Source organism: Nitratireductor sp. XY-223 (assembly GCF_004959855.1).
GTDB lineage: Bacteria > Pseudomonadota > Alphaproteobacteria > Rhizobiales > Rhizobiaceae > Hoeflea_A.
In genome coordinates, this window is the sequence record NZ_SPNT01000004.1 from 123,080 (window position 1) to 141,722 (window position 18,643).

At 61.7% G+C, this 18,643-nt stretch carries 20 protein-coding genes and 1 pseudogene; 5 read left to right on the top strand and 16 right to left on the bottom strand.

The features are described 5' to 3' along the window. Positions 1 to 46: 46 nt before the first annotated feature. From E4M07_RS15780 to E4M07_RS15790, 3 genes are all read left to right on the top strand, one after another. Positions 47 to 529: a DUF1993 family protein gene (locus tag E4M07_RS15780; RefSeq protein ID WP_136659338.1), complete on the top strand. Its 483-nt coding sequence runs from the start codon at positions 47 to 49 to the stop codon at positions 527 to 529. A gap of 135 nt (positions 530 to 664) precedes the next feature. Further along, the gene (locus E4M07_RS15785; RefSeq protein WP_136659339.1) at positions 665 to 1,180 is read left to right on the top strand and encodes a DinB family protein; all 516 of its coding nucleotides are present in this window, start codon (positions 665 to 667) and stop codon (positions 1,178 to 1,180) included. A 251-nt stretch (positions 1,181 to 1,431) separates the two neighbouring features. Continuing rightward, entirely contained in the window at positions 1,432 to 1,998 is a 567-nt protein-coding gene (locus E4M07_RS15790) for a class I SAM-dependent methyltransferase (protein ID WP_136659340.1), read from the top strand. A 95-nt stretch (positions 1,999 to 2,093) separates the two neighbouring features. On the opposite strand, the gene E4M07_RS15795 is transcribed toward E4M07_RS15790, so the two are convergent. From E4M07_RS15795 to E4M07_RS15810, 4 genes are all read right to left on the bottom strand, one after another. Beyond that, positions 2,094 to 2,726: a CDGSH iron-sulfur domain-containing protein gene (locus E4M07_RS15795; RefSeq protein ID WP_206057284.1), complete on the bottom strand. Its 633-nt coding sequence runs from the start codon at positions 2,724 to 2,726 to the stop codon at positions 2,094 to 2,096. Positions 2,727 to 2,871: 145 nt separating this feature from the next. Continuing rightward, entirely contained in the window at positions 2,872 to 3,534 is a 663-nt protein-coding gene (locus E4M07_RS15800; RefSeq protein WP_136659342.1) for an HAD-IA family hydrolase, read from the bottom strand. Positions 3,535 to 3,548: 14 nt separating this feature from the next. After that, positions 3,549 to 4,172, bottom strand: a complete 624-nt coding sequence (gene bluB, locus E4M07_RS15805; RefSeq protein ID WP_136659343.1) for a 5,6-dimethylbenzimidazole synthase — start codon at positions 4,170 to 4,172, stop codon at positions 3,549 to 3,551. Positions 4,173 to 4,283: 111 nt separating this feature from the next. Further along, complete coding sequence (locus E4M07_RS15810; RefSeq protein WP_136659344.1) at positions 4,284 to 5,198, bottom strand: LysR family transcriptional regulator; 915 nt, start codon at positions 5,196 to 5,198, stop codon at positions 4,284 to 4,286. A gap of 108 nt (positions 5,199 to 5,306) precedes the next feature. Between E4M07_RS15810 and E4M07_RS15815 the strand changes: the two genes are divergently transcribed. Both E4M07_RS15815 and guaD read left to right on the top strand, forming a co-directional pair. Next, positions 5,307 to 6,557 carry a urate hydroxylase PuuD gene (locus tag E4M07_RS15815; protein WP_136659345.1) on the top strand — a complete coding sequence of 417 codons (1,251 nt, stop codon included), beginning with the start codon at positions 5,307 to 5,309 and terminating at the stop codon, positions 6,555 to 6,557. Then, entirely contained in the window at positions 6,558 to 7,865 is a 1,308-nt protein-coding gene (gene guaD / locus E4M07_RS15820) for a guanine deaminase (protein WP_136659346.1), read from the top strand. It abuts the gene before it with no gap. A gap of 77 nt (positions 7,866 to 7,942) precedes the next feature. Here the strand turns inward: guaD and uraH are convergent, their stop codons facing one another. The 12 genes and pseudogenes from uraH to phnD form a co-directional block, all read right to left on the bottom strand. Continuing rightward, positions 7,943 to 8,305 carry a hydroxyisourate hydrolase gene (uraH, locus tag E4M07_RS15825; RefSeq protein WP_136659347.1) on the bottom strand — a complete coding sequence of 121 codons (363 nt, stop codon included), beginning with the start codon at positions 8,303 to 8,305 and terminating at the stop codon, positions 7,943 to 7,945. Positions 8,306 to 8,317: 12 nt separating this feature from the next. Further along, entirely contained in the window at positions 8,318 to 8,824 is a 507-nt protein-coding gene (locus tag E4M07_RS15830; protein ID WP_136659348.1) for an ureidoglycolate lyase, read from the bottom strand. A 1-nt stretch (position 8,825) separates the two neighbouring features. Continuing rightward, a complete protein-coding gene (gene alc / locus E4M07_RS15835) occupies positions 8,826 to 9,872 on the bottom strand; it encodes an allantoicase (RefSeq protein WP_136659349.1) in 1,047 nt (348 codons plus the stop codon). 3 nt (positions 9,873 to 9,875) lie between these two features. Further along, the gene (gene uraD / locus E4M07_RS15840; protein WP_136659350.1) at positions 9,876 to 10,370 is read right to left on the bottom strand and encodes a 2-oxo-4-hydroxy-4-carboxy-5-ureidoimidazoline decarboxylase; all 495 of its coding nucleotides are present in this window, start codon (positions 10,368 to 10,370) and stop codon (positions 9,876 to 9,878) included. After that, positions 10,367 to 11,287 (bottom strand): allantoinase PuuE, encoded by a 921-nt coding sequence (puuE, locus tag E4M07_RS15845; protein ID WP_136659351.1) that lies wholly within the window; start codon positions 11,285 to 11,287, stop codon positions 10,367 to 10,369. The genes uraD and puuE overlap by 4 nt, the downstream gene beginning before the upstream one ends. 206 nt (positions 11,288 to 11,493) lie before the next feature. Then, positions 11,494 to 12,384 (bottom strand): DMT family transporter, encoded by an 891-nt coding sequence (locus E4M07_RS15850; protein ID WP_136659352.1) that lies wholly within the window; start codon positions 12,382 to 12,384, stop codon positions 11,494 to 11,496. Between the two features lie 130 nt (positions 12,385 to 12,514). Further along, positions 12,515 to 13,123, bottom strand: coding sequence for a phosphonate metabolism protein/1,5-bisphosphokinase (PRPP-forming) PhnN (gene phnN / locus E4M07_RS15855; protein ID WP_136659353.1), 609 nt, complete (start codon positions 13,121 to 13,123; stop codon positions 12,515 to 12,517). An 8-nt stretch (positions 13,124 to 13,131) separates the two neighbouring features. Then, positions 13,132 to 14,274, bottom strand: a pseudogene (locus E4M07_RS15860) (alpha-D-ribose 1-methylphosphonate 5-triphosphate diphosphatase); the annotation flags it as partial. Positions 14,275 to 14,298: 24 nt separating this feature from the next. Further along, complete coding sequence (locus tag E4M07_RS15865) at positions 14,299 to 15,006, bottom strand: DUF1045 domain-containing protein (protein ID WP_136659355.1); 708 nt, start codon at positions 15,004 to 15,006, stop codon at positions 14,299 to 14,301. A 99-nt stretch (positions 15,007 to 15,105) separates the two neighbouring features. Beyond that, positions 15,106 to 16,674, bottom strand: a complete 1,569-nt coding sequence (phnE, locus tag E4M07_RS15870) for a phosphonate ABC transporter, permease protein PhnE (protein ID WP_136659356.1) — start codon at positions 16,672 to 16,674, stop codon at positions 15,106 to 15,108. 3 nt (positions 16,675 to 16,677) lie between these two features. Beyond that, entirely contained in the window at positions 16,678 to 17,646 is a 969-nt protein-coding gene (phnE, locus tag E4M07_RS15875) for a phosphonate ABC transporter, permease protein PhnE (protein ID WP_136659357.1), read from the bottom strand. Between the two features lie 79 nt (positions 17,647 to 17,725). Then, a complete protein-coding gene (gene phnD, locus E4M07_RS15880) occupies positions 17,726 to 18,634 on the bottom strand; it encodes a phosphonate ABC transporter substrate-binding protein (RefSeq protein WP_136659358.1) in 909 nt (302 codons plus the stop codon). Between the last annotated feature and the right edge of the window lie 9 nt (positions 18,635 to 18,643).

Consider the following 18,643-nt stretch of genomic DNA (forward strand, 5'->3'; position numbering starts at 1 on the left):
TGGTCTAACTGGAAAGGAATCCGGAGCCGGAGCGATTCTACAGCCCATGCCAGACCTGTTTGCCGATGCCACAACGGATTCCGTGAAATACTACTTGGACCGCATCGAACAACTTCTTCTGCGGGTTTCGGATCAGGACCGTCCGCAACAACTTCTGGACATCCGGCTGGCACCGGATATGTTCGACACGGGACTCAATCTTGCCATTGCATTGCAGTTTGCGGCACGGGCCCTCTGCCCGCCGGCAAACATGGAAGTCCCGGAAATCCCCGGTGAATTCACGACAAAGAGCCTGTTGGCGTTCAAGAATGAAGTCGAAAGTGTGATAAAACCGATCTCGGCACGCGACCTTTGCGAGCCCGTTTCGCATCAAGCCGGGTCGGCTCAACTGGAACAGGACCCGGCAGAGTATCTTGCCCGGTTTGCTTTTCCCAATATGATCTTTCATCTGAGTTTGGCCTATGCCGGCCTGCGCCACGGGGGCATGAATATAGGCAAGGCGGATTTTGACGGTCTGCACCGCTACTGATCCTCGCAACCGCGGTCATTCGTCAACTATAGGCCTGTCCGGTTCTCCGAACGACCGGTCTGCGGACAAAGCGGCGATCGCCTTTTACGCCCCTCTTGGGGTTTCACTTTCCAACCATCATCCAGAGGAACCGAAATGCCCGACAAGGAATACGTGCTTACAATGGCCAGATACAACATGTGGCAGAACGAAAGTTTGCTTGCAGCGGCTGACGGACTTCCAGCTGTTGAGCGCAAGAGGGACCGGGGAGCATTCTTCGGCTCGATCCAGAAAACACTGTCACACATTTTTTGGGGTGACATGATCTGGATGCACAGGTTTGCCGGAACACCGGCTCCGGATGGAAGTATTACCGACTCCACCGATTTTATAAGGACCTGGGAGCAGTATCTCGTTGACAGGGCAGCGTTCGACCAGACGATACTGGAATGGGCGCACGACGTTGATCCGCAATGGTTTGAGGGTGACCTCTCCTGGTATTCTGGTGCGATCGGCCGGGAACTGACCAGGCCCAAAAAGATACTGATCGTTCAGCTATTCAACCATCAGACACATCATCGAGGGCAAGTTCACGCGATGCTGACGGCAGCGGGTGCAAGGCCGGACGACACGGATGTTCCCTTTATGCCGGAACGATTTCTCAACCTGTGAGACCGAAAACAGACGGCATGCATGTGACGGCTTTGTGCTCGCAACCGACATTCGGAAGCCGATTCAGAAGCAAATCGAATGCTCTCGAGCCGCTGAACCGATTCTGTAAAATTGAAGTTCCAGATCAAAAATGCGACCTTCCTACCAGTAAATTGGTATTCGCATGTGCCGTTGCGCCGGATTGCCAGAACACGTGGAACTCCGCTCCTGTGGGTCTTGGTGATAGCAAATGTGAGAGGGATTGAACTGGAGTGAACATAGAGAAACTCGGCAACTCACGCATAATAAATATTCTCTCCAAAATTCCGATCATGGCCTGGGACAGCCGCCTGAGGCGCTGGCTTTTTAACCCGAATAAAACACTGCAAGGCGCAAACCTCAGAGCGGGTCAGACCGTTCTCGAAGTCGGATGCGGCTCCGGGTTCTTCACGATACCAGCTGCTCAGATGATAGGAGAATCCGGACGCCTGATTGCCATGGACCCAGTCTCGAGTTTTGTCGACGCGGTGAAGGAGAAATCGCAGACCGCGGGCCTGAAGAACGTAGAGGTTGTAAGGCGAGATGCCTTGAATTCAGGATTGGAGGCGGCGAGTGTCGATGTGGTTCTGCTGTTTGGCGTTGTTCCCTTTCCTACATTGCCACTTGGTAAGCTATTGCCTGAAATGCACAAAATTCTGAAGAGGAACGGAACGTTGGCGGTTTGGTTGTTCCCAACCACGGCCGGTGTGCCGACCACCATTGTGAAATCCGGTTTATTCCAGGAACTGGGCAAGAAAAACGGGGTTTACACATACGTGCGGTCCAACGGCCGTGAATGACCGCCGTTGACACCATGCCGACCGGCCCTATTCCATCGGGAACGGTAGACAAACTCCCCGAAACTGACATTTTGCCGGTAATCTGACCGCCGCCTTCAGCTTCCGTCGCTCCAGCCCTCGTCGGAGTGGGTGCCGTCGCAGAAGGGCTTGTTGCCCGATTTTCCGCAGCGGCACAGCACATATTTCTTCTCCGACTGGCCCTCGGCCCAGTAGCCGGCCTCGACCGGGATATTGCACACCCGGTAGGGGCCGTTCTTTTCGACCGTAATGCTGACCGCACCGTCGGCCAGCATCTCGCCGTCGCCGCCGGTTTCGCTGTAACGCAGCGCGCCTGAGGGACAGGCCTGCATGACCTCGCGAATCTCGTCGATGCTCCCATTGTCGGGCTGTATCCAGGGCTTTTGCTTCGTATTGAATATGGCGGCCGCCCGGCGTCCGCACTCGCCGGCGTGGGAGCACAGGAGCGGGCTGTAATAGATGGTCACCTCGGCACCCTGGTAGGCCCGGACCTTGTCCTTGTCGGCGACATCGGACGCGCCGCTGTCGAAGCCGTTTTCCTTGTGCGATCCGTCACAGAAGGGCTTGTTCGACGAGCCGCCGCAACGGCACAGCGCCATCACCGGCCTTGTCTCGGCTTCCGCACCGTCCGCGAGGCGCAGATCGCCGAGGTTCTTGACCACGAGCGGTCCGTTTTCGCGCTGTTCGATGGTGACCTTGTCGTCGCTCACTGCCTTGCCTCCCGTATCAGCTGGGTGTGATGACCGAATTGCGGCGCCGGTCATTCCGCGAAAGCAGAAGACCCGCACCCGACTTGAGCATATATCGCCGAGCGACTTCAATGACAGGCTACGAAACGGTTCGTTCGCGAAAACGCTACAGTGACGCTCGCAGGTCGGCATGGCTGAAGAAAACATCATGCGCACCGGCCTCGCGCAATCTCTGCGCCAGGCCGGCATCGGCGTGCCCGCCGCCGGCAAAGCCCCACACGGTCATGCCGGCGGCAAGGCCGCCCTTCACACCGTTGACACTGTCCTCGATGACGAGGCAGCCGGACGGCTCGGCGCCGAGCTTTTGCGCGGCCATCAGGAAGAGATCGGGCGCCGGCTTGCCGCGTGCCACCTGTGCCGCGTGATAGATATGCGGTTCGAAATGGCGCTTGAGGCCGGTGACCTCGAGCTTGATCTCCAGCGTGTCGGGGGCGCTGGACGTTGCAACGGCCTTCGGCCCGACAAAGCCGGCAATCACAGCCTCGATGCCGTCGACGATCCGCAACTCGGTGCGCAGGCGCGCGATCGAATCCTCGCGCAGGGCCGTTCCGAAATCCGCCGGCAGCGGTGCGTCCTTCCTGGCCCGGTGGTCGCGGTCGAGTTCGGCCAGGAAATCGTCGGCATTGAGGCCCATGAAGCGGCGCTGATATTCCACCGGCTCGTATTCGAGACCGATGCGTGTCAGGTGCTCCATCTCGACTTCATGATAGATTACTTCCGAATCCACCAGCACGCCGTCGCAGTCGAATATGATGGCGGAAAACGCCATGTTTAATTCCCCTTCTACCGGTCGATCCAGACCGTTGCACAGTTTGCCTGCCAGCCGCGCCTGTGAAGTTCCGGCGCATCGCTGCATTCCAGCGGATGGCCGACGCAAAGATAGGCAATGAATGTCCATTCGCGAGGTACCGCCAGCACGTCGTTCATGATTTGCGGATCGAGGATCGAGACCCAGCCGACACCGACATTGTGCGCGCGGGCCGTCAGCCACAGCGTGTGGATCGCCATCACTGTCGAATAGGCCAGTGTCTCGGGCATCGTCCTGCGGCCGAGGCCGCATCCTTCCGCCGGATCCGGATCGCAGAAGAACGCGTAATGCACCGGCGCTTCGCGCAAACCGGCCAGCTTCAGGGCCAGGTAATTCTGGCGGACAGCGTCTTCATAGCCGTGGCTGGCGGCGAGGTTTTCCCTTTCGAATGAATCGCATACGGCGCGGCGTTTATCTTCATCCATCACTCGAACAATGCGCCAGGGGCGGCTATTGCCGACGGAGGGCGCGAAGTCGACGGAGGCCTCGATCCTGGCGAGCACATCCGCCGCAACCGGCTGCGTGCTGAAGTGGCGCACATCCCGCCGCCATTTCAGGATATCGCCCAGGCGGGCGCTGTGGTCATGCGAAAGGTCCATGCCTGAAAATCCGTAGTCCGGGTTATGGAATCGCCCCCGACCGTCTTGGCAGCAAGACGGTGTCCCGCGCAACCGAAATTTTCGCGGCGGCGCGAAACGGAAATCAATGCACTACTGCAGCGCGGCGCGGATCATCTTCTGGCAGCGCGCGGCCATGAAATCGATGAAGAGCCGCAGCTTCGGATCCTGGAAATCCTTGTGCGGAAAGATCACCGCGAGCTTGGCGGGAACCGGCGGATTGTCCGGCAGGATTTCCACGAGCTGGCCGGAATTGATGAAACGCTGAACCTCGAAGCGCGGCTTGTTGACAACGCCGTGGCCGGCGAGCGCCCATTCCATCAGCACGTCGCCGTCGTCGGAATCGAAAACGCCGCTGACCTCCACCTTGCGCACGCCCTCGGGCGTTTGCAGCGACCAGACATATTCGCTGGAGCCGGGGAAACGCAGCAGAAGGCAATTGTGATCGTCCCTCAATAGATCGTCGATGCCGCCGGGCATGCCCACCTTCTTGATGTAGTCCGGCGAGGCGCACAACACGCGATCGCAATCCATGATGCCGCGCATGCGCAGCGACGAATCCTCGATGACGCCGAGGCGGAAGGCAAGGTCGATGCTTTCCTTGAGGATGTCGACATTGTGGTCCGACAGGCGCAGGCGCACCTCGATGTCGGGATACTGCTCGTGAAAATCGGGGATGCCGGATGCAATGAAACGGCGGCCGAAGCCAAGCGGCGCGGTGACCCGGATAACGCCCTTGGGCTGGCCCGAAACCGAGGCGATCGACGCCTCGGCATCCTCGACCGCCTGGATGATGCGCCCGGCGCCGCGATAGAAGATCTTGCCGTGCTCGGTCGGCGTCAACTGCCTTGTCGTGCGGTTGAAAAGCCGCACGCCGAGATATTTTTCCAGCTCCTTGACGCGGTTGCTCGCCACGGCCGGGGATATGCGCAGATCGCGGCCGGCGGCCGACAGGTTGCCGAGTTCGACGACCCGCAAAAACACCTTGATATTTTCAAAATACGACATGGGTCGATCCTAAGATTATTTAGAAAATTTTGAAAGTCATCCGGCGTCTTGCGCCTTTTTTTTAAGGCCCGCCGGCGTCAGAATGCGGCAAACGACAGGGGAATTCTCATGTACGATTTTGCCATTGCCTGGGACTGGCTGTCCTTTGCCGCGCGCTGGCTGCACGTGATCACGGCGATCGCGTGGATCGGTTCGTCCTTTTATTTCATCGCCCTGGATCTCGGACTGCGGCAGCGCAAAGGCCTGCCCGAGGGTGCCTACGGCGAGGAATGGCAGGTGCACGGCGGCGGCTTCTACCACATCCAGAAGTACCTCGTGGCGCCGGCGGAGATGCCGGAGCACCTGACCTGGTTCAAGTGGGAATCCTACATGACATGGATTTCCGGCTTTGCGCTGATGGCCATCGTCTACTACGCCGGCGCCGACCTTTACCTCGTCGATCCGGCGGTGCTCGACATTTCGGCTCCCGTAGCGATCCTCATCTCCGTCGCCTCACTGGCTTTCGGCTGGCTCGTCTACGATTTTGCCTGCAAGATGTTCCTCGGCAAGAGCGACACGGGGCTGATGATCTTCCTTTATGTCGTGCTCGTCGCCATGGCGTGGGGTTATACGCACCTCTTCACCGGCAGGGCGGCGTTCCTGCATCTCGGCGCCTTCACCGCGACGGTCATGTCGGCCAACGTCTTCATGGTCATCATTCCCAACCAGAAGATCGTTGTCGACGACCTGATCGCCGGCCGGAAGCCCGATCCGAAATACGGCCAGATCGCCAAGCAACGCTCGACGCACAACAACTACCTCACCCTGCCGGTGATCTTCCTGATGCTGTCGAACCACTATCCGCTCGCCTTCGCGACGGAGTTCAACTGGGTGATCGCATCGCTGGTCTTCCTGATGGGCGTCACCATCCGCCACTGGTTCAACACGCGCCACGCGCGCAAGGGCAATCCAACCTGGACCTGGCTGGCGACCGTGCTGCTTTTTATCGCCATCATGTGGCTCTCGACCGTGCCGAAGGTGCTCACCGGCGAAGGCGAGGAAGAAAGTGCCGCGATCATGCCCGCCTTCGAACGCTTCGCGACCAACGTGCATTTCGACGACGCAAGGGAAATCGTCCTGTCGCGCTGTTCCATGTGCCATGCACAGGAACCGGTCTGGGAGGGTATAATCGTGCCGCCTAAGGGCGTTCTTCTGGAGAACGACGCGGAAATCGCGGCACAGGCGCGCGACATCTATCTGCAGGCCGGCCGCAGCCACGCCATGCCGCCCGCCAACATAACCCATATCGAACCATCCGAACGCGCCATGCTGGTCGCCTGGTTCGAGAGTGCGATCGCCGCCAAACCGGAGCAGGAATAAGTGACCGCAAGATTGATCAGAGGACGGCTGCTGTCGTTCAAGGACGCACCGAAGGCCATAGACGACACCGCTTCCTACACCTACGAGGAAGACGGCGCCCTGCTGATGCAGGACGGCCTTATCGTCGCGGCCGGCGATTATTCAACCGTGAAGGAAAAGGCACCGGCGGATGCGATCGAAACCGATCACCGGCCGCATCTGATCATGCCGGGTTTTATCGACGCCCATATCCATTTCCCGCAGATGCAGGTGATCGGCTCCTACGCCGCCGCCCTGCTGGAATGGCTCAACACATACACGTTCGTCGAGGAACAGCGTTTCGCCGACGCCGCGCACGCGGCCCGCATCGCGACTGCCTATTTCGACGAGCTCGTGCGCCACGGCACGACGACGGCCGTCACCTATTGCTCGGTGCACAAGACCTCCGCCGACGCATTCTTTACCGAAAGCCACCGGCGCAACATGCGCATGGTCGCCGGCAAGGTGATGATGGACCGCAACGCGCCGCCGGAACTGCTGGACACGCCGCAGACCGGCTACGACGACACCAAGGCGGTGATCAACGACTGGCACGGCAAGGGACGCCAGCTCGTCGCCATCACGCCGCGCTTCGCCATCACGTCCACGCCCGAGCAGATGGAGATGGCGGGCACGCTGATGCGCGAGCACCCGGACTTGCACATGCAGACCCACCTGTCGGAAAACAAGGCGGAAATCGAATTCGCCAAGGAACTCTATCCCTGGGCGAAGGACTACACGGACATCTACGAGCGCTACGGAATGCTGGGGCCGGCGAGCCTGTTCGGCCATTCGATCCATTTGAGCGAGCGCGAGGCCGACGTGATGTCGGAAACCGGATCCGTCGCCGTGTTCTGCCCGACGTCGAACCTCTTCCTCGGCAGCGGCCTGTTCGACCTGAAGACGCTGGACGAGCGGTCCAACCCCGTGCGCATCGCTGTTGCCACCGATGTCGGCGGCGGCACCAACTATTCGATGCTGCGTACCATCGACGAGGGCTACAAGGTGCTGCAGCTCCAGGGCCAGCGCATGACGCCGCTGGAGAGCTTCTACCGCATCACCCTCGGCAACGCCCGGGCGCTGTCGCTTGAAGACAAGATCGGATCGCTGGAGCCCGGACGGGAAGCCGACATCGTCGTGCTCGACGCGGCGGCGACACCCGCCATGGCCCTGAAGATGGAAGCCGTCACAAAGCTCACCGAGGAGCTTTTCCTGCTGCAGACGCTCGGCGACGACCGGGCTATCGTCGAGACCTATGTGGCCGGCGAGCCGGCCAAGAGCACGCTTTAAGCAGCCGATCCCCATTCATAGAAAAACCCGCCAAGGTGTTGAACCATGGCGGGTTTCCGCATTTGACGTTTTGCCGGTTAACTGCCCCGGTAGGTCGAATAGCCGTAAGGCGAGATCAGCAGCGGGACGTGATAATGCGCACCGGCATCGGCGATGCCGAAACGGATCGGGATAACGTCCAGGAAGGCCGGTTCGGGAAGCGCAACGCCGCTCCGCCTCAGATAGTCGCCGGCATGAAAGACGAGCTCGTACTGCCCGACCGTCAGCGTGTCGCCCGAGAGCAGCGGCGCGTCGCAACGGCCGTCGTCATTGGTCGCGACAGACTTGATATGCGTACGCGTCTCGCCCTCGATCGCGTAAAGATCGATGGAAAGGCCCGCCGCCGGATTGCCGGAGGCCGTGTCGAGAACATGCGTGGTGAGGCGTCCAGTTTCAGCCATCGGTAACTTCCTTCACGCTTTCGCCCAATCACCGCTTTCGATCACGAAGGCGGCCGGATAGTCAATTTCTTCCAGATTCGTACCCTCACCGTCGCGGTCGACGACGAGGAACGTGCTCGTCTCATTCAGCGCCATCAGCGGGTGATGCCAGACATTGGCGCGGTAGTTCACGCCCTGGCGGCCGTGCGCCAGGAAGGCCTGCGGCCGTCCGGGCCGCCCGTCTTCGTCGCCAGCCGCGATCACCAGCCACGGCCGGTTGTCGAGGGGAAAGAAGGCCTGGCTGCCGAGCGGATGGCGTTCCATCATCGTCACTTGATAAGGGAAACTGCGCGGCTGGCCGCGGAACAGGCTGACGATCGCCGTGCCGCTCGGGTCGAGTTCGGCGCGGGCAAGCGCATGGAACCGTTCGGTCGTGCCCTGGTTGATCATGCGCAGCTCGGCGCCATCGGTCTCCAGCACCTCGCCGAACGGCGCGAACGCCTCCCGGCTGAGCGGCTGAACGGTAAGGGCCTCGCCCATATCAGGCCTTGTTTCCGTAGATGCGCAACCGGCTCACGCCGCCGTCCGGACGGATGTTGAACCGGACATGGGTGAAGGGGCCGTTGTTTTCGATCGCATCGGCGTCGAATTCGTGGATGTGATCCATCTGCAGCTTCTCGCCGGACAGGATCGGCGTCCAGTTCTCGGACGCGGCGATCTCGCTCTCGTCGAAGCCGCCGGAATGATCCGGCAGGTAGGCGCCGAGCAGATCGCAGCTGTCGGGATAGTTGCCCTTGAAATGCGCGGTGTCGACGACGATCCGGCTGATGCCGCCGGCATGGCCGAGCTTGAGAACGGTCCAGTCATAGCCGGGCCCGCGGCGGCGCGCGGTTTCCCAGCCGTCGCCCATATTGACTCCGCGTCCGGGGCCGAGCAGCCGCTCGGGCGCCCCGAAATGGGCGTCGGACCAGGCCAGGGCACGTCCGCCGTGGAAGACATAGGCGAGATCGACCTCCTGGTCGGCCTCGACCTTGTCCCAGTCGAAATGGGCGGCGCCGAAAACACGCAGCCGCGCCACGCCGCCGTCCGGATAGATATGCAGGCGCAGATGCGTCCATACGCGGCCGCGCATCGCCTCGTCGTCGATCCGGCGGAAGTGGTGCTGACCGGGACCGAGATCCGTCTTGCCGAGGATTTCAACCCATTCGGACTGGTCGTCCGGATCGCCCTCCTCCAGGAAGATGGCCTCGATGCTCGCCTGCGGCGGATAGTTGCCGGTGAAGTGGCTGGTATCGATGTCGAAGCCGAAGATGCGGCCGGGCATCGCCAGCTTGATGACGCCCCAGTCGTGACCGGAAACGCGCTTGCGGCGCGATTCCCAGCCGTCCATCCACTTGCCGTTGTCGTCGTATTTGTCGGGGATGAACACCGCCGGCTCGTCCGACAGCATGCGTTCCAGCGGTGCGAAGAACTCGTCCGTTGAATAGAGCGCCTTCGCGCCGAGCCGCGCCGAGGCGAGGTTGATGGCGCCATTGGTGAATTCGGGCATCTCGGTGCCCAGATCTGACGATTTTACGATTTCGTTCATATCCTACTCCGGCAGAATCGCATCAAGCCTGAGCCTGGCGATCTTCTCGACCTGCGCACAGGCCGTCTGAAATTCTTCTTCCTCGCTGTTGGAAATGCGCTCGCGGAAGGCAGCGAGGATGTCATCCTTGTTCAATCCCTTGACCGCGATGATGAAGGGAAAGCCGAAACGGCTCATATAGTCGGTATTGAGACTGGTGAACTCGGCATGTTCGCCGGCGCTCAAACGGTCGAGCCCGGCGCCGGCCTGTTCGGCCTTTGAATCTTCCGTGAGTTCACCGGCGACCGCCAGCTTGCCGGCGAGATCCGGGTGGGCGAGCAGAACATCGCGGCGCTCGTCGCGGCTCGCCTGGCGGAAGATGGCGCAGAGCGCCGCGTGAACGGCGCCGGCCCGCAAGGGATCGTAAACGGCGCCGGAATCATAGGCCCGCTCGGCAACCCACGGGGAATGCTCGAAGACACCGCCGCATTGCGACAGGAAAGAGCTGCGCGCCGTCATTGCGAATCTCCCGCAGGCTTGTGGTGTTCGTGCCAGTGGCGGGCGATGTCGATGCGGCGCGGCACCCAGACCTTCTCATGGCCGGCCACATAGTCGAGGAAGCGCGCCAGCGCAGCCGCCCTGCCTGGCCGCCCGATCAGTCGGCAGTGAAGTCCGACGGACATCATTTTCGGCGCACCGGCCTCCCCCTCGGCATAGAGGACGTCGAAGCTGTCCTTGAGATAGGCATAGAACTGGTGGCCGCTGTTGAAGCCCTGCGCCGTGGCAAACCGCATGTCGTTGGCATCGAGCGTATAGGGGATGATCAGGTGCGGGCCGCGGGGACCTTCCACCCAGTAGGGCAGATCGTCGGCATAGGCGTCGGACGTGTAGAGAAAACCGCCCTCCTCCATCGACAGTTCCACCGTGTTTTCGGAACTGCGGCCGGTGTACCAGCCGAGCGGGCGTTCGCCCGTCACCTCGGTGTGGATGCGGATGGCCTCGCGCATGTGCTCGGCCTCCTCCTCGCGGGTGAAATCGCGGTATTCGATCCATTTGAGGCCGTGCGAGGCAATTTCCCAGCCGGCTTCCTTCATGCCGGCGACTGCTTCCGGGTTGCGTTCCAGCGCGGTGGCGACCCCGTAGACGGTGACCGGAATATTGCGGCTGTTGAACATGCGCCACAGGCGCCAGAAGCCGGCGCGGGAGCCGTATTCGTAGATGGATTCCATGTTCATGTGGCGCTGGCCGGGCCAGGAGGCTGCGCCGACGATTTCCGACAGGAACGCTTCCGAGCCGGCGTCGCCGTGCAGGATATTGTTCTCGCCGCCTTCCTCGTAATTGATCACGAACTGCACCGCCACATTGGCGCCGCCGGGCCATTTCGGGTCCGGTGTGTTGCGGCCATAGCCGATCATGTCGCGCGGATAATCCGTCACCGCTGCTGCTCCCATATTTGCCGCAACGGTAGCACCACCGGGGCGAAAACTCGACGCTCTACACCCCCCGCTTTTGTTGAAACTGTTTCAGCGTCGAAGGCCGGCAATTCCACTCAACCGAACCTGAACCGGCAGGTCCGATATTTTCAACCTATTGAAATATATGCGTTTAATTTCGCAACGGGTGAGAAACCAAGGCCAGGCCGTCAGCCTTCGGCCGGTTCACGCACGGTCCGTGTCGCCGGCAAGCGGGCCAGCACCACGCCGCCGGCGAGCACCAGCAAGGCGCCCGCGATCTGAACCGCACCCAGCTTCTGGTTGAAGGCGGCAATGCCGAGGATCGCAGAGAACGGAATGGCGGCATAGCCGACCGGGACGACAATGACGGCATCGGCGTTCCGGAAAGCCTTGATCCAGCAGAACTGTCCGAAGAGCGCCAGCGGACCGATGGACAAGAGCCAGACCAGGTCGCCGCCGTGCATAGGCCGCCACACAAGAAACGTGGGAACGGCGAGCATGATGACCGCCAGGATATTGACATAGAGCATGATCACCATCGGGCGTTCGCGCCCGGTCAGAAGTTTGATGAAGAAAAGCTCGGCCCCTGAGAGCACGGAGCCCATGACGGCAATGCCGATGCCGAGCAGGTTGGAGCCGGAGGCGCCGGTATGTTCTTGCGAACGCACGATCAGCATGGCGCCGATCAGGCAGGTCAGCGCGGCGAACCAGTGCATCGGGCCGGCGCGCTCCTTCAGCAAAACGATGGCAAGCAGCATGGCGACGACGCCGTTGGTCAGCGTGATCGACGTGGCATCCTCATAGGCCATGAACAGGGGCGCCGATATGATGCAGATCTCGCCGGTGACCCCGCTCGCGGCGCGCGCCACGTGGAGGCCGGGCATATCGCTTTTCAACGGCGCGAGCCCCCGGTGGATCCACAGCGCCACCGCGCAGATCACCACCGCCGCACCGAGATAGCGCATGAAAACGATCTGGACGGCGTCGACCTCGGTGCCGACAAATTCGGCGGAGGCGAAGATCAGTGTGAAGACAAAGGCCGCGAGAAGCGTCCAGAGCACCGCCCGAAGTGTGGACATATTGAGTTTCAATGCGTTCGATCCGCTCTCAAGGGGCCGGCCGGGCGCGCGCCGTGGTCCGAGCAAGCCGCTTCGTCTCGCCGAGAGAACGGCAATAGCGCAAAAAGGTCAACACGTTCGAACCGCAGGATCAGGCGTCCGAAGAACCGCCGGCCGCCTTCAGTATGGCATCGACCAGCGCCCGGCCCGCGGTTTCGATGTCGCCGCTGTTGTCGACGATGACAGCGCCCGGCCAGTTGACCTTGAGATTGGCGCTGCGCGCCAGGCGTCCGAGGATCTCGTCCTCGCTCTCGCGGCCCCGCAAGGCCAGCCGCCGGGCCAGCACGTCGGGCGATGCGGTGATGTTGATGACGACGAAATTCGCGTAGCGCTCGCTGAGGCCCTGCAGGACGGCACGCGAGCCGTTGCAGACGGCACAATGGCCGGCACGAATGCGCGTGTCGATCTCGATTGGCAGCCCGTAACGCAAACCGTGCGCGGGCCAGTGGAAGGCGAATTTGCCCTGCTTCAGCTCTTCATCGAAGACCTCCGGCGTCGCCGGGATATGGTCTTCCGTCGCGCCGTCGGCCGGGCGGGTGATCACCCGGCGGACGAAGAACACCTCGTCGCGACCCGCCAGCGCGTCGCGAGCGAAATTCATGAGCGTGTCCTTGCCGGCACCGCTCGGCCCGATCACGGCGACGAACGCGCCACCCCCGACGGGCAAGCCCTCCGCCCCGCCTTCCAGCGATTCAGCCATGGACGCCACTATGCGACACGGCGGCCTTCGCGCCAGACCGTTCGGACGATCGGCACATGATGATCGACGCTGACGCGCACCAGGTCGCCGCGCTTGCCGATGGCGATCTCGCCGCGGTCGTGAAGACCGCAGGACTCGGCCGGGTTCTTCGAGACCATGCAGATGGCTTGCGGCAGGCTGATGCTGTCGACACGCTCACCAAGCCCGAACGCAGACTGGATCAGGCTGAACGGGATGTAGTCGGACGACAGAATGTCCAGCAGGCCGTTCTCCGCGAGTTCCTGCGCGGCGATATTGCCGGAGTGGGAGCCGCCGCGCACGACGTTGGGCGCCCCCATCAACACGGCGAGACCGGCTTCCTTGGAGGCCTTGGCCGCCTCGAAGGTGGTCGGGAACTCGGCCACCTCGATGCCTTGCGCAACGGCTTCGTCGACATGTTCGAGCGTCGCATCGTCGTGGCTTGCGAGCACGATGCCGCGATCCTTGCAGGCCTCGGAAATCGCCTTGCGGTTGCGGTCCGAATTGGCTTGCGAATCGGCGATCCGCTTGGCGCAAAAGGCCCGGAAGACCTCATCGGACATTTTCAGCTTCCCCTGGTAGTAGGTGCTGTAGGCGTCCATGTTGCGAAACTGGCGCTGGCCGGGCGCATGATCCATCAGCGACGCCAGCCGCACGCGGCGGTCGCCATCGAACTCGCGGAAACCGTCGAAGCAATCGGCGGCCGAGACCTCGCAGCGCAGGTGCAGGAAATGATCCGCCCGCAGGCGGTCGTTCCGGCAACCGTCGTCGATCGCATCGGCGAGCTTGCGCATGTCCTTTGCCGAAAGTTCGGCATCCTCGTCCATGCCGATGCGCAGCGCGTCGAACACGGTCGTGATGCCCGACGAGCAGATCTGCGCGTCATGCGCGAGGACCGCCGCAAAGGGGTTCCACCGGACCTTCGGGCGCGGCGCGTAATGGCCCTCGAGATGATCGGTGTGCAGTTCGACAAGGCCCGGAATGACATAGTCGGCTTCCATGTCCTCGGCGGACGGCACCGCGGTCGAACCGCCAATGTCGGCGATAAGGCCGCCGCGCACGACGATCGTGCCCTCGACGATTTCATCCGTCAAAACGATCCTGGCATTCTTGAGTATCAACTCGGACATCTTATCCTGCGTTCTTTGCGTTGTTTCTTAAGCCGACCGGCGTTGCTCGCCGAGCATCAGCGGAAACAGAGAATGGACCTGAAACGGCGCGCCGCGTTCGGCCTCGGTGAACAATGCGATATTGCGGACCTCGACGGGCTCGCTCAGCACCGGATCGAAAAACGCATGAAGCGCCTGTTCGACCCGCGCCGCGTCACCGGCTCCGACCGGACCGGTCAGCGTCATGTGGAAGCGAAACTCGTCGAAGACGTAAGGATACCCCCAGCGCTGCAGATTCGCCAGTTGCGGAGGCGTTAATTTTTGCGGTGCCCGGCGTTCGACCTCGGCATCGCTCAAAGGCGCCCGGAAACAGTCGAAATCGCGCACTGCGCGTCCGGCGAGATCATTGAGATCGGCCACCGGCTCGCTCGGAACCAGCGCGAAAAACGAGCCGATGCGCGCGATCGTCAGCTGCGGTATCTCGAAGGCGCGCACGGTGGCTGCAAAGGCCGTCATGGCCGCCACAAGCTCTGGTTCGCTGGTCTCGCCGGCAAGCCGGAACGGCGCTTTCAGTGTGCCGTGGAACCCGTAGCGGCGCGGGGCCGCCGTATGAAAGGCGATTTCGGCATCGTTCAACCCGGTGATCGCCGGCGCCTCGACGGTCTCGTCGGTAAACGCGTTGCGTCCCAGCCAGTTCGTCGCCACCCGGGTCAGCGGGTCGTTCGAAGGCGGAACAAAAAATATGGCGTACCGCATCCCATCATCTCCTAGTTTCGCCGACTTCCTAAATCGCCCTTTTTTCGGTTGTCCGAATAAATAGCACACCTGTGCGATAATATAGTCAGAGGCAAGGCTTCAGCTTTCCGACCGGTCACGGCCCATCAGCCTGCTCCGGATCGCATTGGATATATTGTCGAATATAAACACCGTCGCCAGGATCAGCACGACCATGTAGGCGACATTCTCCCAGTCGGCATTCGTGCGCATGGCTTCCCAGAGCTTCAGGCCGATGCCGCCCGCACCGACGGCGCCGATAATGGTTGCCGACCGGGTATTCGATTCCCAGAAATAGAGCGACTGGCTGGCAAATACAGGCAGCACCTGCGGAACGACACCGTAGCGCTGCACAAGCACCGGCGCGGCGCCGACCGAACGGATGCCCTCGCGCTGGCGGTCGTCGATGTTTTCCAGCGCCTCCGAATAGAGCTTGCCGAGCGTTCCGGTGTCGGTGAAGAAGATCGCCGAGATGCCGGCTAGCGGCCCCGGGCCGAAGGCGCGGGTGAAGAACAATGCCCAGATCAGCATGTCGACACAGCGCAGGAAGTCGAACGCCCGCTTGAATAACTGGTTCACCAAGCGGTTCGGCGTGATGTTGCGCGCCGCGATGAACGACAGCGGGAACGCGAGAATTGTCGCAAACAGCGTGCCGACAAAGGCCATGACGATGGTCTGCAGCAGCTTGATCCAGACATCGGCATGCTGCCATTCGGCGTTGTAGAGGATGTTGTTCCAGGCAAGGGCCGCATTGGACTTGGCGGGATCGATGCGGTCGCCCGAAAACACCAGGCCGACGACCTCGGAGAAGCTCTTGCCCCAGAACGGCGAACGGGTGTCGAACCAGAAGTTCTCCCAGCCGAAGAACCGGTGGCGGACCTTGACCTCGTCGCTTTCGACCTCGACCGTGCCAGAAAAGCCGAATCTCATCAGGATATCGCCGCCCGCTTCACGTTGGCTCGCCCATTCCGGCAGTTCTGCGCGCGCCGTGACCGATTGTTCCGGAACGACATCGATAAGCAGCGTCTCGCCGCGATAGTCGACACTGACCTGCCGCGGCACGATCTCGACCTTCGCCGAGCCGACCGCGATTTCGACGCGGGTGACCACGGATTCCGAGACCGTCCTCGTTTCGGGAGCGGTATTGTCGTCTTCCACCGGCTTTTCTGTACCCGGCGCCATGAAGCTGCTCGCGGCCGAATCCGTGCCACCTTCCTGGGTGCCGGGGGCGCCTGGGACCATGAAGCTATTGACCTTCGAGCGGGTGCTGGTCTCCGTGCCGATGCCGGCCCCGGCATCGACGACGACCTCGCGTTCGACGATTTCGGTGGTCTTCTTCAGCCAGGCGGGATCGGGGTTCTTGCCGAGCGGCGAGAACCGCGGGAACTCGACATCGAGATAGTCGCCGTCATATTCGATGTCCGGCCGTGCCTCGTAGCTGACCCAGTCGGCGAGATAGTTGCCCGCGATGTTCCAGTTGCCATTGCGGAAGGCTTCGCCGATGCCGAACAGCGACCAGGCGAAGAACAGGTAGGCGATGATGACGAGGCCGATAAAGGGCGCGCGCCAGCGCTCCACAAAGGGCCGCTTGAAGACCGCCTGATGGCGCGATGCGATTTCCTCGACGGCGGAGGCGGACAAATTGTTCATGACCTAACCTCCACGCCCGAACTCGAATGCCTGATTGCCGACGAGCCGCTTGCGCAGGTGCGCCGATATCTGATCGACCGCGACAATGGTGGCAAACAGGAGGATGATGATCGCCAGCGTCTTCGCCTCGTGGCCGCGGCTGATCGAAAGGCGTAGCGTTTCACCGATGCCACCGCCGCCGACCGCGCCTATGATGGTCGAGGCGCGCACGTTGATCTTGAAGCGCAGCAGCGCATAGGAAAGGAAGTTCGGCATGACCTGCGGGACGATGCCGAACCAGACGCGCTCCACCCAGTTGCCGCCGGACGCCCGCAGCCCCTCCTCCGGGCGCATGTCGGCGTTCTCCACCACCTCGAAGAACATCTTGCCGAGCGCGCCGATGGTGTGGATGGCCACTGCGATGACCGCCGGGATCGGACCGAGCGACAGGATGGCGAGGAAGAAACCGGCGATGACGATTTCCGGAAACGCGCGAAGCAGTTCCATGAAACGGCGCACGAAGAACCGCAGCCAGCGGCGGGTCGTCAGGTTCCTGGCGGCCAGGAAGCACAGCAGGAAGCCGAAGGTGAAACCGATCAGCGTCGCGACCAGGGCGATGTTGATGGTCTCGATCATCTTGTACACATATTCGGGCACATAGATGTTCTCGGTCAGATAGAAGCGACCGTCGGGGTAGTTGTATTTCAAGCTCCCGTCCGCATAGGGCGACGGAAGATCGAACATGGCGCGCCAGATCTCGGCGCCGGAGCGCGGGATCAGGTCACCGATGAAATCGAAGAAATGCGGCAGCCGGTCGAAGAACTTGCCGGCATTGGTCTCGTTGGCGAACCACAGCGAGGCCGCCAGAATCACGGCCAGTCCGAAAATCCCGCCCCAAGTGTAGAGGCGCCGCTTGAACAGCATTTCCTGCCAGTGTCGTTCGACAAGCCGGCCTTCAGCGGAACGCTGAACGGATGGAATGGCAGTGCTCATGTCTCGATGATCCAGCGAAGTTGGATTAGACGCCGCACCACGATCCTCGCCGGGTCGCGGTGCGGCTTGTTTCGGCCGGCTAGCTGCCGATCTTCGCCTTACGCGCGGCGATGATGGTCTTGTAGAAGTTTTCGTCGACTTCCGTGAAGCCGCTGTATTCGCCGCCCTGGATGGCGCCGAAGCACTCGGGATCCTTCTCGGGAAGCGCCATCATGAACGCCTTGAACTTGCCCTTCATGTCCGCGTCCATCGAGGAACGAACGACGATCGGGCCGTTCGGGATCTGCGGCGACTGCCAGACCTGGACGAGGTCGCCCATGTCGAGAATGCCCTTGTCGACCATTTTGCGCAGGTTGCCGGAGGTGTAGCCGTCCTCGAACTTGCCGACGCCGGAGGACCAGGTCGTGCCAGCATCGAAATTGCCCTTGACCACTTCGAGAACGAGGTTCTCGTGACCGCCGCCGAAGCCGGTCTCGCCAAAATACTCATCGATGCTGGTGCCGACGTCGTTGGGAAGCGAGACGCTCGGGACCAGGAAGCCGGAGGTGGAGTCCGGGTCGGCGAAGCCGAGTTTCTTGCCCTTCATGTCCTCAAGGTTCTTGATGCCTGAGTCCTTGCGGGCCACCATGACGGCGTAGTAGCCGGTCGAACCGTCCGTCTGGATGGTGGTGAGGATCGGCTCAACGGCCTTCGGGTCCGCCAGGTAGACCTTGGCATAGCCGGATGCGCCGAGCTCGGCATAGTCGAGCGTTCCGCCGAGCAGGCCCTGGACAACGCCGTCATAGTCGGCTGCCGGGAAGAGCGATACCTTCTCGACGCCGATGGCGGCCGGAAGCTGCTCGACCATGCACTGGAAGTTGCGCAGGCGGTCGGCTTCGTTTTCACCGCCGAGGATACCGATGCGGAATTCCTTCAGATCTTCTGCATGGGCCATGCCGGCGAGCATGGCGGTCAGTGCAACTGCGCCAAGAAGCGTTTTCTTGAACATGGGTCTCTC

Coding starts and splice junctions, on each gene's coding strand:
- E4M07_RS15780 (WP_136659338.1), top strand. CDS start 47: ATGCCAGACCTGTTTGCCGATGCCACAACGGATTCCGTGAAATACTAC.
- E4M07_RS15785 (WP_136659339.1), top strand. CDS start 665: ATGCCCGACAAGGAATACGTGCTTACAATGGCCAGATACAACATGTGG.
- E4M07_RS15800 (WP_136659342.1), bottom strand. CDS start 3,534: ATGGCGTTTTCCGCCATCATATTCGACTGCGACGGCGTGCTGGTGGAT.
- bluB (WP_136659343.1), bottom strand. CDS start 4,172: ATGGACCTTTCGCATGACCACAGCGCCCGCCTGGGCGATATCCTGAAA.
- E4M07_RS15810 (WP_136659344.1), bottom strand. CDS start 5,198: ATGTCGTATTTTGAAAATATCAAGGTGTTTTTGCGGGTCGTCGAACTC.
- E4M07_RS15815 (WP_136659345.1), top strand. CDS start 5,307: ATGTACGATTTTGCCATTGCCTGGGACTGGCTGTCCTTTGCCGCGCGC.
- uraH (WP_136659347.1), bottom strand. CDS start 8,305: ATGGCTGAAACTGGACGCCTCACCACGCATGTTCTCGACACGGCCTCC.
- E4M07_RS15830 (WP_136659348.1), bottom strand. CDS start 8,824: ATGGGCGAGGCCCTTACCGTTCAGCCGCTCAGCCGGGAGGCGTTCGCG.
- alc (WP_136659349.1), bottom strand. CDS start 9,872: ATGAACGAAATCGTAAAATCGTCAGATCTGGGCACCGAGATGCCCGAA.
- uraD (WP_136659350.1), bottom strand. CDS start 10,370: ATGACGGCGCGCAGCTCTTTCCTGTCGCAATGCGGCGGTGTCTTCGAG.
- E4M07_RS15850 (WP_136659352.1), bottom strand. CDS start 12,384: ATGTCCACACTTCGGGCGGTGCTCTGGACGCTTCTCGCGGCCTTTGTC.
- phnN (WP_136659353.1), bottom strand. CDS start 13,123: ATGGCTGAATCGCTGGAAGGCGGGGCGGAGGGCTTGCCCGTCGGGGGT.
- E4M07_RS15865 (WP_136659355.1), bottom strand. CDS start 15,006: ATGCGGTACGCCATATTTTTTGTTCCGCCTTCGAACGACCCGCTGACC.
- phnE (WP_136659356.1), bottom strand. CDS start 16,674: ATGAACAATTTGTCCGCCTCCGCCGTCGAGGAAATCGCATCGCGCCAT.
- phnE (WP_136659357.1), bottom strand. CDS start 17,646: ATGAGCACTGCCATTCCATCCGTTCAGCGTTCCGCTGAAGGCCGGCTT.
- phnD (WP_136659358.1), bottom strand. CDS start 18,634: ATGTTCAAGAAAACGCTTCTTGGCGCAGTTGCACTGACCGCCATGCTC.